Genomic DNA, 12,735 nt, shown 5'->3' with positions numbered 1-12,735 from the left:
GGGTCGCCCGCGCCGAGGCGGCCGACGCCGGACGGGCCCTGCCCCGCGACCTCGAGACCGTCGTGCTCGCCGACGCGGTCGGTCGCACGGTGGCGGACGACGTCACGAGCCTCGCGCGCGTGCCCGGCTCCGACGTCTCGGCGATGGACGGCTGGGCGGTCGCCGGCGAGGGCCCGTGGCGCCTCGGCCCGTCGATCGTCGCGGGCCGGGTCGCCAACGATGCCGAGGAGTTGCCCCCCGGGATCGCCCGACCGGTGACCACGGGGGCCGTCGTGCCGACCGGGACCGACCGCGTGCTGCGCTCGGAGTCCGGGCACGTCGCCGACGACGTCCTCACGGCCGACGACGACCCGCGCCGCCCGTCGCACGTCCGTCGGGCCGGGGAAGAGATCGACCTCGGCGACGCTCTGCTCGCCGCAGGCGCCCTCCTCACCCCGCCCCGCGTGGCCGTGCTGGCCCTCGGCGGGCACGACGACGTGTCCGTGGTCGTGCGGCCGTCGGTCGCCGTGGCCGTGCTCGGCGACGAGGTCGTCGCCGAGGGCGTGCCCGCGCGTGGCACGGTCCGTGACGTGTTCTCGGTGCCGGTGCCGCGCCTCCTCGAGGCCCTCGGGACGGCGCCCGCGACGACGACGCGCGTGGCCGACGACCTCGACGCCACCGTCGCCGCCCTCGACCGCCCGGGCAGTCGCCTCGTGGTGACGACGGGAGGCACCGCCCACGGCCCGACCGACCACGTGCGCGCCGCCCTCGACCGGCTGGGCGCCGAGTTGATCATCGACGGTCTCGCCATGCGTCCGGGGCAGCCCCTGGTCGTCGCGCGGCGGGGCGGGACGCTCTACCTGTGCCTGCCCGGCAACCCGATGGCCGCCTACGTCGGGCTCGTGGTCGTGGGGACCGCGGTGGTGGACGGCCTCCTCGGGAGGCGACCCGCGCCTCCCGGGTCCGTCACGCTCGCCGTCGACGTGGCCCACCCCCGACCCGGCGCGCTCGTGCAGGCGTACCGGGCGACCACGGACGGAGCCGTGCCGACCGAGCGACAGTCGTCGGCGATGCTGCGCGGCCTGGCCGACGCCGACGGGCTGCTCGTCGTGCCCGAGGGCGGGGCGCGGGCGGGCGACGTCGTCCCCTCGCTCGGCCTCCCGTGGTGAGGCGCGGACCCCGCCGGCTTTCGATTCCGGGGTTCGAGGGGTAGACCTGACCCATGGCACGCATCACGTCCCGCAAACCGGTGACCCGCATCACGGTCGGTGACGACGGCAGCGCCGGCGTCCGCAAGACCATGGACACCCTCGCGGTCGAGGAACCCCTCGAGATCCGCGTCGGCGGCACCTCGCTCGCCATCACCATGCGCACACCCGGTCACGACTTCGACCTGGCCGCGGGGTTCCTCGTGTCCGAGGCCGTCATCTCGACCGGTGACGAGTTCTTCGCCGCCCGCTACTGCGCCGGGGCCACCGCCGAGGGGCTCAACACGTACAACGTGCTCGACGTCACGCTCGCGCCCGGGGTGCCGGCGCCCGACCCGAGCCTCGAGCGGGCGTTCTACACGACCAGCTCGTGCGGGCTGTGCGGCAAGGCCTCGATCGACGCCGTCCGCACGACGTCGCAGCACGACGTGCTGCACGACCCCCTCGTCGTCGACCCCGCACTGCTCGCCACCTTCCCCGACCGCCTCCGCGAGGGTCAGGACGTATTCGAGAAGACCGGCGGGCTGCACGCCGCGGCGCTCTTCGACGGCCGCACCGGCGAGCTGCTCGTGCTCCGCGAGGACGTCGGCCGGCACAACGCCGTCGACAAGGTCGTCGGCTGGGCCGTCAAGGAGGCGCGGCTGCCGTTGACCGGGACCGTCCTGATGGTCTCGGGTCGCGCCTCGTTCGAGCTCACCCAGAAGGCCTCGATGGCCGGCATCCCGGTGCTCGCCGCCGTGTCGGCGCCGTCGTCGCTCGCCGTCGACCTCGCGACCGAGCTCGGCGTCACGATCGTGGGGTTCCTCCGCGGGCGGTCCATGGTCGTGTACTCACGGCCCGACCGACTCGGCGAGCCCGACGGGACCGAGCCCGCGGCCGACGTGGGCGTCCCCGGCGAGGCGGCCCGCGCCTCCTCGTCCTCCCTCGACTCCCCCGGTGGCGCGACGCGCGCCTCCTCGCCCGTCCCCCTGACGATCGGAACCAGACCGTGACCGAGAAACCGCCCGTCTCCGACGTGACCGACGCCGACATCGAGGTCGGCCCCCCGCGCGAGTGGGCCGCCGGCGTGCCCGGCGTGCTGCACTCGATGGACCCGGCCATCAAGCAGCTCGGGCTGGCCCGCACCGTCAAGCTCATGACGTCGCTGAACCAGAAGGACGGCTTCGACTGCATGAGCTGCGCCTGGCCCGACCCGAACCACCGCAAGGTGGCCGAGTTCTGCGAGAACGGCGCCAAGGCGGTCACCTGGGAGGCCAACCCGGTGCTCGTGCCCGACACGTTCTGGGCCGAGCACTCGGTGACCGACCTGCTCGACAAGACCGAGTACTGGCTCGGCATGCAGGGCCGCCTCACGAAGCCCGTGCACAAGCCGGCCGGCAGCGACCACTACCGCGAGGTGTCGTGGGACGAGGCGTTCCGCATCGTCGGCGACAAGCTGAGGTCCCTCGACAGCCCGGACGAGGCGTCGTTCTACACCTCGGGCCGCACTTCGAACGAGGCGGCGTTCGCGTACCAGCTGTTCGTGCGCGCCTTCGGCACGAACAACCTGCCCGACTGCTCGAACATGTGCCACGAGTCGACGAGCCTCGCCATGGCCGAGGTGGTCGGCATCGGCAAGTCGACCATCGCCTACGACGACTTCGAACAGGCCGACCTGATCGTCATCCTGGGCCAGAACCCCGGCACGAACCACCCGCGCATGCTGACGGCCCTCGAGGACGCCAAGCTGAAGGGAGCGAAGATCGTCGCGGTCAACCCGCTGCCCGAGGCCGGCCTGCGTCGCTACAAGAACCCGCAGCTTCCGCGGGGCGTCGCGGGTCGCGGCACCGAGATCGCCGACCAGTTCCTGCAGATCCGGCTCGGTGGCGACATGGCGCTGCTGCAGGCCGTCGCCAAGCGCGTCCTCGAGGCCGAGGACGCGGCCCCCGGCACGGTGCTCGACCACGAGTTCCTGGCCGAGCACACCGTCGGGCTCGAGGCCTTCCGCGAGCACATCGCGCAGGTCGACGACGACGAGGTGCTGCTCGCGACCGGGCTCGACCGCGCCGAGATCGACGAGCTGGCCGACCGTTACCTGGCCTCGGACCGGGTGATCATCACCTGGGCGATGGGCATCACGCAGCACCGCAAGGCCGTCGACACCATCAAGGAGATCATCAACCTGCTGCTCCTGCGCGGCAACATCGGCAAGCCGGGCGCCGGCGCCTCGCCGATCCGCGGGCACAGCAACGTGCAGGGTGACCGCACGATGGGCATCTGGGAGCAGGTCTCGGACGAGTTCCTCGACGCCCTGCAGAAGGAGTTCCGCTTCGACCCGCCGCGCGAGCACGGCGTCGACGCCCTCAAGGGCATCAAGGCCATGCAGGAGGGGCGGATCAAGTTCTGGATGGGCATGGGCGGCAACCTCGTGGCCGCGATCTCGGACACCCAGCTCGCCGAGGCCGCGATGCGCGGCACCGACATGACCGTGCAGGTGTCGACGAAGCTGAACCGGTCGCACGCCGTCGTAGGCGCCGAGGCGCTCATCCTGCCCACGCTCGGCCGCACCGAGATCGACGTGCAGGCGGCCGGGCCGCAGTTCGTCTCGGTCGAGGACACCGTGTGCTCGGTGCACGGCAGCCACGGCCAGGTGCCGCCCGTCGCGCCCGACCTGCTCAGCGAGGTCGCGATCGTCAGTCGCCTGGCGCGGGCGACGCTCGGCGACCGGGCCGACCTCGAGATCGACTGGAAGGGCTTCGAGGACGACTACGACACGTTGCGCGACCACATCAGCCGGGTCGTGCCGGGCTTCGAGCGCTACAGCGAGCGGGTCCGCAGCCGCGACGGCTTCGTGCTGCCGAACGGGCCGCGCGACTCGCGCACCTTCGCGACGAAGGCCGGCAAGGCGATGATCACGGTCAACGACCTCGAGCACGTCGAACGCCCCGAGGGCACGCTGCTGCTGCAGACGCTGCGCTCGCACGACCAGTACAACACCACGATCTACAGCCTCAACGACCGCTACCGCGGCATCAAGAAGGGTCGGCACGTGGTGTTCGTCAACCCGCTCGACCTCGACGACCTCGGGCTCGTCGACGGCCAGAAGGTCGACGTGTCGACGGTCTGGACCGACGACGTCGAGCGGGTGCTCCGCGACTACCGCATCGTCGCCTACCCCACGGCCCGCGGGTGCGCCGCCGCGTACTTCCCCGAGGCGAACGTGCTCGTGCCCCTCGACAGCGCGTCGATCGGCAGCAACACGCCCGTGTCGAAGGCGGTGCTGGTGCGGGTGACGCCGGCGGAGGTGCCGGTCGGGGTCTGAGCCCGGGCCGACGCGTCGGCGATCGGCGGCGCGCGGCGACGACGTCCGGTCGGGGCGGACCGACGCCCACGCCGATGACGGGCGACTTCGCGGCATCCGGGCGGTCGACGACGCCCGGGTCTCCCGAACAGGCCCGTTCTGCTCCGTCGGGTCAGCGGGCGGCGGCGCGCACGGCGGTGACGGCCGCGGCCACGCCACCGTCCCAGGGGGCGCCGTGGCCGGGCAGCACCCAGGTGGCACCGGTGTCGAGCAGGGCGTCGAGCGACGCCAGCGCCTGCTCGGGCTCGTCGGTGAACGGAGCCGGTGCGGGCCCGACGTGGCCGGTCGTCACGTGTCGCGTGGTCAGGGCGTCACCCACGAAGACGGCGTCGACGCCCGGGACGAAGACGGCGATGCTGCCCTCGGAGTGTCCGGGCATCGGGATGATCCGGGGTGAGCCCGGCAGGTCGAGCGTCTCGCCGCCGTGCACCTCGACGACCTCGGTGAGCCAGGCGGTCTTCGCCCCGCCCTTGCGCAGGCTGTACCCGGCGAAGCCCAGCAGGGGGCCGAGCTTCATGGGTGGCATGCCGTTCTTCGGCTTCGGTCCGCCCTTCGCCCGCGAGGCGTCGGCCGCGTGGACGTACACGGGCACCCCGTGGTCGCGGCGCAGCCGTTCGGCGAAGCCGACGTGGTCGGAGTCGCCGTGGGTCAGGACGACGCCCTTCACGTCGTCGAGGGTGCGTCCGACCGAGGCGAGTTCGGTGACGAGTTCGGACCAGAGGCCGGGCAGGCCGGCGTCGATCACGGTCACGCCCTCGGGCACGACGACGAGGTAGGCGGCGACGATGTCGTTGCCGATGCGGTGGAGGGAGGGGGCGAGTTCCATGATGGCTACGGTACTTAGCCATCATGGCTATTGTCAATAGCTATACTCGACGGATGCCCACACCGGACCGCACCTCGCTCGACGCCATCCTCCTCGCCGCCCGCGAGCTGCTCGAGGCCGACGGCCCCGCCGGCCTGACGATGGCCGCCGTGGCGGCACGGGTCGGCGTCCGCGCCCCCTCGCTCTACAAGCGGGTCGAGAACCGGGAGGCGCTGCTGCGGTCGGTCGCGGAGGCCACCCTCACCGACCTGGCCGCGCGGCTCGACGGGGCGGGGTCGGCCCGCGAGGTGCTCGACGCCTTCCGCGCCTTCGGCCACGAACGCCCGGCTGCGTTCCAACTGGTCATGACGCCCGGGCCCGGCGTCCCCACCGCGCGACGCGAGTTCGGCGCCGCGGCGAGCGCTGCCGCCCTCCGGGTCGGCGAACAGCTCGTCGGGCCGGAGCGAGCCCTCGACGCAGCCCGCACGCTCACGGCGTGGGTGGCGGGCTTCGTCATCATGGAGCTCAACGGAGGCTTCCAGCTGGGCGGCGACGTCGACGAGGCGTGGGACTTCGGGGCCGAGCGCGTCCTGGCGGCCCTCGCCGCGCCTCCTGCGGTCTGAGCCGCCCGACGGACGGGCGGCTTCGTGGCGAACGGGCGTTCACGAACGCCCGGTCCCGCCGAGACCGCCCGGCCTGTCCGCCTTGCGTTCCTGCCTGCCTGCCTGCCTGCGCTAGCCGAGCGGTGCGTGCGGATACGAGGAGGCGCGGTGCTGGAACTCGAGGATCGCCTCGTTCTCGACCCGCCCCTCCGCGATCTCGACGGCGCGGCGGATGGTGTCGGACGCCGCCCAGGAGGTCGGCCCCTCCATGACGGTGCGGAGGAAGGGCAGGAGGGCCTCGCTGATCTCCCACGTCGTGGAGTTCCAGAGCAGTGAGGGGCTGTGGTCGACGGCGTAGTAGTTCGTGGTCGCGCCGACGGTGACGAGCGGCTCGGCGAAGGTCGTGGCCCGGGCCCAGTCGAAGCCCATGCCCTCGTCCACCGAGACGTCGACGATGAGGCTGCCGGGGCGGAAGGCGTCGAGGTCGGTCTCGCGGAGGTAGGTGAGCGGGGCGTTCGGGTCCTGGAGGGTGCAGTTGACGACGATGTCGGCGGCGGCGAGGAACGGAGCGAGGGCGACCGGCCCGTCGGGGGTGTTCACGGTGCTGGCGCCGGGCGTCTCGGGGTCGTGCTCGAACTGGAAGATGTCGACCGACGGGATCGGTGAGCCGACGGCGGCGATGTTGCGGTTCGTCAGCACGCGGACGTCGTGGATGCCGTGGGCGTTGAGGGCCGTGACGGCACCGCGGGCGGTGGCACCGAAGCCGATGACGACGGCGCTGAGGCGACGGCCGTAGTCGCCGGTCGAGCCGCAGAGCTGGAGGGCGTGCAGCACCGAGCAGTAGCCGGCGAGTTCGTTGTTCTTGTGGAAGACGTGCAGAGCGTAGCCGCCGTCGGACTGCCAGTGGTTCATGGCCTCCCACGCGATGAGGGTGAGCCGTTTGTCGATGGCGAGCTGGGTGATCTCGCGGTCCTGGACGCAGTGCGGCCAGCCCCAGAGGGTCTGACCGTCGCGCAGGCCCTCGAGGTCGGCGGCCTGGGGCTTGGGCAGCAGGACGACGTCGCTGTCCGCGACGATCTGCTCGCGGTCGGCCATCGCGACGAGGGGCTCGAGGTCGGTGTCGGGGATGCCGAAGCGCAGGCCGTAGCCGCGCTCGAGGGTCATGTTCGCGCGCAGATCGGCGTCGATGCGGTCGAGGTGGGCGGGGTGGATCGGCAGGCGCCGCTCGTCGGGCTTGCGCGAGGTGGCCAGGACGCCGAGGCGCAGCAGTGCGGGGGCGCCGGAGGTGGTGCCGGTGGGCGTGAAATCCGTTTGGCTCATGCTTGAGAGTAGATGAGTGGCGCTCGCCCCCGAGCCCGGGGTGTCAGTTGTTGAAGCGGAACTCCACCACGTCGCCGTCCTGCATGACGTACTCTTTGCCCTCGATGCGGGCCTTGCCGGCCGAACGGGCCTCGGCGATGGAGCCGGTCTCGACGAGGTCGTCGAACGAGATGACCTCGGCCTTGATGAAGCCCTTCTCGAAGTCGGTGTGGATGACCCCGGCGGCCTGCGGGGCCTTCCAGCCCTTGCCGATCGTCCAGGCGCGGGTCTCTTTCGGGCCCGCCGTCAGGTAGGTCTGCAGCCCGAGCGTCTCGAAGCCGATGCGGGCGAGCTGGTCGAGACCGGACTCGTCCTGGCCGAGCGACGCGAGCAGCTCGGCGGCGTCCTCGTCGTCGAGGCCGATCAGCTCGGACTCGACCTGCGCGTCGAGGAAGATCGCCTCGGCCGGCGAGACCAGGGCCTGCAGTTCGGCCTTGCGCGCCTCGTCGGTGAGGACGGCCTCGTCGACGTTGAAGACGTAGATGAAGGGCTTCGCGGTGAGCAGTCCCAGCTCGCGGATCGGCTCGAGGTCGATGCTCGTGGCCGAGAGCGCCTCCCCGCGCTCGAGCGCCTCCTTGGCGGCCACGGCCGTCTCGTGCACGATCGGCTCGACGCGCTTCAGCCGCAGCTCTTTCTCGTACCGGACGAGCGCCTTCTCGACCGTCTCGAGGTCGGCGAGGATCAGCTCGGTGTTGATCGTGCCCATGTCGCTCTCGGGGTCGACCTTGCCGTCGACGTGCACGACGTCGGGGTCGTCGAAGCCACGCACGACCTCGGCGATGGCGTCGGCCTCGCGGATGTTCGCCAGGAACTTGTTGCCGAGCCCCTCGCCCTCGCTCGCCCCCTTGACGATGCCGGCGATGTCGACGAACGACACCGGTGCGGGCAGGATCTTCTCGCTGCCGAAGAGACCGGCCAACACCTGGAGGCGCGGGTCGGGCAGGTTGACGATGCCCACGTTGGGCTCGATGGTCGCGAACGGATAGTTCGCCGCCAGCACCTGGTTCTTGGTCAGGGCGTTGAACAGGGTGGACTTGCCGACGTTGGGCAGTCCGACGATCGCGATAGTGAGAGCCACGAGGGTCAAGCGTACCGGGCCTGCCGAGCCGTGCCGTCGGCGTCGCGCCGGCTGGGGACGGAACGGCATCCGACCGTGCCTGGGGAGGCGGTGTCGGAGGCGCGTGAGAGCATGAGTCAATGCCCATCGACTTCACCGCGATCGACTTCGAGACCGCGAACTCGAGCAGCGCCAGTGCCTGCTCCGTCGGCCTCGTCAAGGTCCGCGACGGGGTCGTCGTCGACAAGGTCGGCTGGTTGATCCAGCCGCCGGCCGGGCACGACGAGTTCTCCGAGTGGAACACCCGCATCCACGGCATCGTCGCGAGCGACGTGATCGGCGCCTTCGGCTGGGCCGAGCAGTTCGAGCTGCTCGCCGACTTCGCCGGCGACGACGTCTTCGTCGCCCACAACGCCGGTTTCGACATGGGCGTCATCAAGGCCGCCTGCGCGGCCACCGGGCTCACCCCTCCCCCGTGGTCGTACCTCTGCAGCCTGCAGGTCGCCCGCAAGACCTACTCGCTCGACTCGTACCGGCTTCCGGTCGCCGCGACGGCCGCAGGGTTCGACGCCTTCTCGCACCACGACGCCCTCGCCGACGCCGAGGCCTGCGCGGCCATCGTCGCCCACGCCGCGCTGTTCCACGGCGCCTCCGACCTCGGCGAGCTCGCGACGATCGCCTCGGTCAAGGTGAAGGTGCTGCAGCCGGCCGGGGCGCGGACGGCGCCCGCCGTGCCCCGGGCCGACCGACGCCCGATGGCCTTCGGCTAGGTGCCTCTCCCACGCCAGCCCGACGCCGTGAGGCGCGTCGGGCATCCCCGACCCCACCGCGTCGACTCCCGGTCGGTGTCGGTGGCCGCTGCCACACTTCCGCCATGCCCCTTCCGCTCGCGCTGTTCCTCGCCCTGCTGCTCGGTCTCGTCCTCGGCGTCGCCGTCGGCGCACTCGTCGCCCGCACCCGCGCGGCCGAGGCGACGGCACGCCTGTCGTCCGACCTCGCCGCTGCCCGCGCCGTGGCCGACGCGTCGCGCGAGCGCCTCGAGGGCCAGGACGACCAGTACCGTCGACAGATCGCGCAGCAAGAAGACCGCCTCCGCGAGTTCCAGGACCGCCTCCGCGACGTCCGCATCGCCGAGGCCGAGAGGGCGCGCACCGACGGCCAGGTGCTCGTCGCGCTCAGCCCGGTGGCCGAGAGCCTGCAGGCCGTCCAGCAGAAGGTGGCCGAACTCGAAGCCGAACGTACCCTCCAATACGGCGCCCTCAGCGAGCAGCTGCGCACCGCCGCCGAATCGGGTGAACGGCTCCGCGGGACGGCCGAGTCGCTCGCCTCCGCGCTGAAGTCGAACAGCACGCGCGGCGTCTGGGGCGAGACCCAGTTGCGCAACGTCGTGCAGGCCGCCGGCCTCGTCGAGCGCGTCGACTTCGACGTGCAGACGTCGATCTCGTCGGACGCCGGCTCCGGCCGGCCCGACATGGTGGTGCACCTCCCCGGTGGCAAGAACATCGCGGTCGACGCCAAGGTGCCGTTCTCCGCCTACCTCGAGGCGAGCGCCATCCCCGCATCCGCCACGGGCGACGAGGGCGCACGACGCGACCAGCTGGTCCGGCAGCACGTCAAGGCACTGCGGGCCCACGTCGACGCCCTGGCGGGCAAGACCTACTGGGCCGGGCTCGAGTCCTCGCCCGAGCTGGTCATCGCGTTCATCCCGAGCGAGTCGCTCGTGTCGTCCGCCCTCGAGGCCGACCCGGCCCTGATGGACTACGCCTTCCTGAAGCGCGTCGCCCTCGCCTCGCCCGTGACCCTCTGGTCCGTGCTCAAGACCGTCGCGTTCAGCTGGCAACAGGACGTCGTCACCGCCGAGGCCAAAGAACTGTTCGACCTCAGCCGCGAGCTCTACGGGCGGCTGTCGACCATGGCCGGTCACGTGGACAAGCTCGGCCGGTCGCTGCGCGCCGGCGTCACCGACTACAACCGGTTCGTCGGTTCGCTCGAGCGAACGGTCCTCCCGTCGGCCCGGCGGCTCAGCATGCTCGACGAGTCCAAGGTCCTCGCGACCCCGACGACCGTCGAGGAGTCACCCCGAGAGCTCACCGCCCCCGAGCTCGCGTCGGCCCTGGGCGAGGGCAGCACCGACCGCGACTGACCCCCGATGCGACGAACGCCCGGCCGAGGCCGGGCGTTCGTCGTGTCGTGAGGTGGCGTGGAGGTCAGGCCTTCTCGCCGTACCACTTCGACACGAGGTGGTCGGCCTCGACCCGGCGGATGGTGCCCGAGTGCGAGCGCAGCACGATGCTCGAGGTCCGGATCATGCCCTGCTTGCGCGTGACGCCCGCGACGAGTGCACCGTCGGTGACACCCGTGGCGACGAAGTACGCGTTGTCGCCCGTGACGAGGTCGTCCTGGTCCAGGACGCGGTCGAGGTCGTGACCCGCGTCGATCGCCTTCTGGCGCTCGGCGTCGTCCTTCGGAGCGAGACGGGCCAGGATCAGGCCGTCGAGGGCCTTCACCGCACAGGCCGTGATGATGCCCTCGGGCGTGCCACCGACGCCGACGCACATGTCGATGCGCGAGTCGGGACGAGCGGCGTTGATGCCGCCGGCCACGTCGCCGTCGAGCAGCAGGCGGGTCGACGCGCCCACGGCCCGGATCTCGGCGATGAGGTCCGCGTGACGGGGACGGTCGAGCACGGCGATCTGCATGTCCTCGACGGCGATGCCCTTGGCCGCCGCCAGGGCGGTGATGTTCTCGCCGATCGGACGGTCGAGGTCGATGATGCCGCGGCCCTCGGGGCCGGTGACGATCTTGTCCATGTAGAAGACGGCGCTGGGGTCGTACATGCTGCCGCGGTCGCTGACGGCGATCACCGAGAGGGCGTTCATGCGTCCCGCCGCGGTGAGGCTGGTGCCGTCGATCGGGTCGACGGCGATGTCGCAGGCCGGCCCGAAGCCGTTGCCGACGTGCTCGCCGTTGAAGAGCATCGGGGCTTCGTCCTTCTCGCCCTCGCCGATCACGACCACGCCGTCGAACGCCACCGTGCCGAGGAACTTGCGCATGGCGTCGACCGCGGCCTTGTCGGCGGCGTTCTTGTCGCCCTTGCCGATGAACGGCGCCGAGCGGATCGCGGCCGCCTCGGTGGCCCGCACCAGTTCCATGCCGAGGTTGCGGTCGGGGTGCGAGTAGAGGGTTCCGGAATCCGTGTCAGCCATGCTCCGGATCTTACCCGCGCCGCGCCTCCCGACCGGGCTCCGGCGACCAGGACGAACAGACGTGCGCTGACTAGGGTGGACGAGCCACCAGTCGTGATCGAAGGAGATTCAATGCCCGTCGCAACCCCCGAGCAGTACGCCGAGATGCTCGACAAGGCGAAGAACAAGGGCTTCGCCTACCCCGCCGTCAACGTCTCGTCGTCGCAGACGATCAACTCGGTGTTGCAGGGTCTCACCGAGGCGGGCAGCGACGGCATCATCCAGGTCACCACCGGCGGCGCCGACTACTTCGCCGGCCACACCGTCAAGAACCGTGCCGCGGGGGCCATCGCCTTCGCCAAGTTCGCGACCGAGGTCGCGAAGAACTACCCCGTGACCGTCGCCCTCCACACCGACCACTGCCCGAAGGACGCCCTCGACGGCTTCGTGCTGCCGCTGATCGCCGCCTCCGAAGAAGAGGTCCGGGCCGGACGCAACCCGCTGTTCCAGTCGCACATGTGGGACGGTTCGGCCGTCCCGCTCGACGAGAACATCTCGATCGCGCAGGACGTGCTGAAGCGCACCAAGGCGATCAACGCCATCCTCGAGGTCGAGATCGGCGTCGTCGGCGGCGAAGAAGACGGTGTGCAGCACGAGGGCACCAACGACGCGCTCTACACCACGGTGGGTGACGTCACCCGCGTGGTCGAGGCGCTCGGCCTCGGCGAGCACGGCCGCTACATCGCCGCCCTCACCTTCGGCAACGTGCACGGCGTGTACAAGCCGGGCAACGTCAAGCTCCGTCCCGAACTGCTGGGCGAGATCCAGCAGGGCATCCAAGAGAAGTTCGGCACGGCCGCGAAGCCCCTCGAACTCGTCTTCCACGGTGGCTCGGGGTCGTCCGACGCCGAGATCGCCGAGGCCGTCTCGAACGGCGTCGTCAAGATGAACCTCGACACCGACACGCAGTACGCCTTCAGCCGGTCCATCGCCGACACCGTGCTGAAGAACTACGACGGCTTCCTCAAGGTCGACGGCGAGGTCGGCAACAAGAAGCAGTACGACCCCCGCGCCTGGGGCAAGGTCGCCGAGAGCGCCATGGCCGCCCGCGTCGTCGAGGCGACGAAGCAGCTCGGGTCGTACGGTCAGTCGGCGAGCTGACCCGCGCCTCCTGGTCGCACGACGAAGCCCCCGAGCGAG

At 71.4% G+C, this 12,735-nt stretch carries 11 protein-coding genes; 7 read left to right on the top strand and 4 right to left on the bottom strand.

The window, feature by feature from the left end; all coding sequences use genetic code 11:
• The 3 genes from SZ60_RS16215 to SZ60_RS16205 form a co-directional block, all read left to right on the top strand.
• A partial coding sequence (locus tag SZ60_RS16215) for a molybdopterin molybdotransferase MoeA (protein ID WP_043597869.1) occupies positions 1-1,148 on the top strand: 1,148 nt, incomplete at its 5' end.
• A 53-nt stretch (positions 1,149-1,201) separates the two neighbouring features.
• Positions 1,202-2,179 (top strand): formate dehydrogenase accessory sulfurtransferase FdhD, encoded by a 978-nt coding sequence (fdhD, locus tag SZ60_RS16210; protein WP_082060239.1) that lies wholly within the window; start codon positions 1,202-1,204, stop codon positions 2,177-2,179.
• Entirely contained in the window at positions 2,176-4,488 is a 2,313-nt protein-coding gene (locus SZ60_RS16205) for an FdhF/YdeP family oxidoreductase (protein WP_043597866.1), read from the top strand. The genes fdhD and SZ60_RS16205 overlap by 4 nt, the downstream gene beginning before the upstream one ends.
• A gap of 151 nt (positions 4,489-4,639) precedes the next feature.
• Here the strand turns inward: SZ60_RS16205 and SZ60_RS16200 are convergent, their stop codons facing one another.
• Positions 4,640-5,353, bottom strand: a complete 714-nt coding sequence (locus SZ60_RS16200) for an MBL fold metallo-hydrolase (RefSeq protein ID WP_043597863.1) — start codon at positions 5,351-5,353, stop codon at positions 4,640-4,642.
• Positions 5,354-5,406: 53 nt separating this feature from the next.
• Between SZ60_RS16200 and SZ60_RS16195 the strand changes: the two genes are divergently transcribed.
• Positions 5,407-5,955 carry a TetR/AcrR family transcriptional regulator gene (locus SZ60_RS16195; protein WP_043597860.1) on the top strand — a complete coding sequence of 183 codons (549 nt, stop codon included), beginning with the start codon at positions 5,407-5,409 and terminating at the stop codon, positions 5,953-5,955.
• A 111-nt stretch (positions 5,956-6,066) separates the two neighbouring features.
• Here the strand turns inward: SZ60_RS16195 and SZ60_RS16190 are convergent, their stop codons facing one another.
• A complete protein-coding gene (locus SZ60_RS16190; protein ID WP_043597858.1) occupies positions 6,067-7,254 on the bottom strand; it encodes a N(5)-(carboxyethyl)ornithine synthase in 1,188 nt (395 codons plus the stop codon).
• A gap of 43 nt (positions 7,255-7,297) precedes the next feature.
• A complete protein-coding gene (gene ychF / locus SZ60_RS16185) occupies positions 7,298-8,371 on the bottom strand; it encodes a redox-regulated ATPase YchF (protein WP_043597911.1) in 1,074 nt (357 codons plus the stop codon).
• A gap of 119 nt (positions 8,372-8,490) precedes the next feature.
• Between ychF and SZ60_RS16180 the strand changes: the two genes are divergently transcribed.
• Together SZ60_RS16180 and SZ60_RS16175 are read left to right on the top strand one after the other, a co-directional pair.
• Positions 8,491-9,120: an exonuclease domain-containing protein gene (locus tag SZ60_RS16180; protein WP_043597855.1), complete on the top strand. Its 630-nt coding sequence runs from the start codon at positions 8,491-8,493 to the stop codon at positions 9,118-9,120.
• Between the two features lie 104 nt (positions 9,121-9,224).
• Positions 9,225-10,493: a DNA recombination protein RmuC gene (locus tag SZ60_RS16175; RefSeq protein ID WP_043597853.1), complete on the top strand. Its 1,269-nt coding sequence runs from the start codon at positions 9,225-9,227 to the stop codon at positions 10,491-10,493.
• 64 nt (positions 10,494-10,557) lie between these two features.
• Here the strand turns inward: SZ60_RS16175 and glpX are convergent, their stop codons facing one another.
• A complete protein-coding gene (gene glpX / locus SZ60_RS16170; RefSeq protein ID WP_043597850.1) occupies positions 10,558-11,556 on the bottom strand; it encodes a class II fructose-bisphosphatase in 999 nt (332 codons plus the stop codon).
• Between the two features lie 111 nt (positions 11,557-11,667).
• On the opposite strand from glpX, the gene fbaA reads away from it, so the two are divergent.
• Positions 11,668-12,696: a class II fructose-bisphosphate aldolase gene (gene fbaA / locus SZ60_RS16165; protein ID WP_043597847.1), complete on the top strand. Its 1,029-nt coding sequence runs from the start codon at positions 11,668-11,670 to the stop codon at positions 12,694-12,696.
• Positions 12,697-12,735 lie beyond the last annotated feature (39 nt).

Source organism: Frigoribacterium sp. MEB024, from assembly GCF_000878135.1.
In the GTDB taxonomy this organism is placed as follows: Bacteria; Actinomycetota; Actinomycetes; order Actinomycetales; family Microbacteriaceae; genus Frigoribacterium.
This window is presented reverse-complemented; position numbering and strand designations above follow the sequence as displayed.

What these genes read in the sequence shown, in the direction of transcription:
- SZ60_RS16180 (WP_043597855.1), top strand. Translation starts at nt 8,491, where the DNA reads ATGCCCATCGACTTCACCGCGATCGACTTCGAGACCGCGAACTCGAGC.
- SZ60_RS16200 (WP_043597863.1), bottom strand. Translation starts at nt 5,353, where the DNA reads ATGGAACTCGCCCCCTCCCTCCACCGCATCGGCAACGACATCGTCGCC.
- fdhD (WP_082060239.1), top strand. Translation starts at nt 1,202, where the DNA reads ATGGCACGCATCACGTCCCGCAAACCGGTGACCCGCATCACGGTCGGT.
- SZ60_RS16190 (WP_043597858.1), bottom strand. Translation starts at nt 7,254, where the DNA reads ATGAGCCAAACGGATTTCACGCCCACCGGCACCACCTCCGGCGCCCCC.
- glpX (WP_043597850.1), bottom strand. Translation starts at nt 11,556, where the DNA reads ATGGCTGACACGGATTCCGGAACCCTCTACTCGCACCCCGACCGCAAC.
- fbaA (WP_043597847.1), top strand. Translation starts at nt 11,668, where the DNA reads ATGCCCGTCGCAACCCCCGAGCAGTACGCCGAGATGCTCGACAAGGCG.
- SZ60_RS16175 (WP_043597853.1), top strand. Translation starts at nt 9,225, where the DNA reads ATGCCCCTTCCGCTCGCGCTGTTCCTCGCCCTGCTGCTCGGTCTCGTC.
- SZ60_RS16195 (WP_043597860.1), top strand. Translation starts at nt 5,407, where the DNA reads ATGCCCACACCGGACCGCACCTCGCTCGACGCCATCCTCCTCGCCGCC.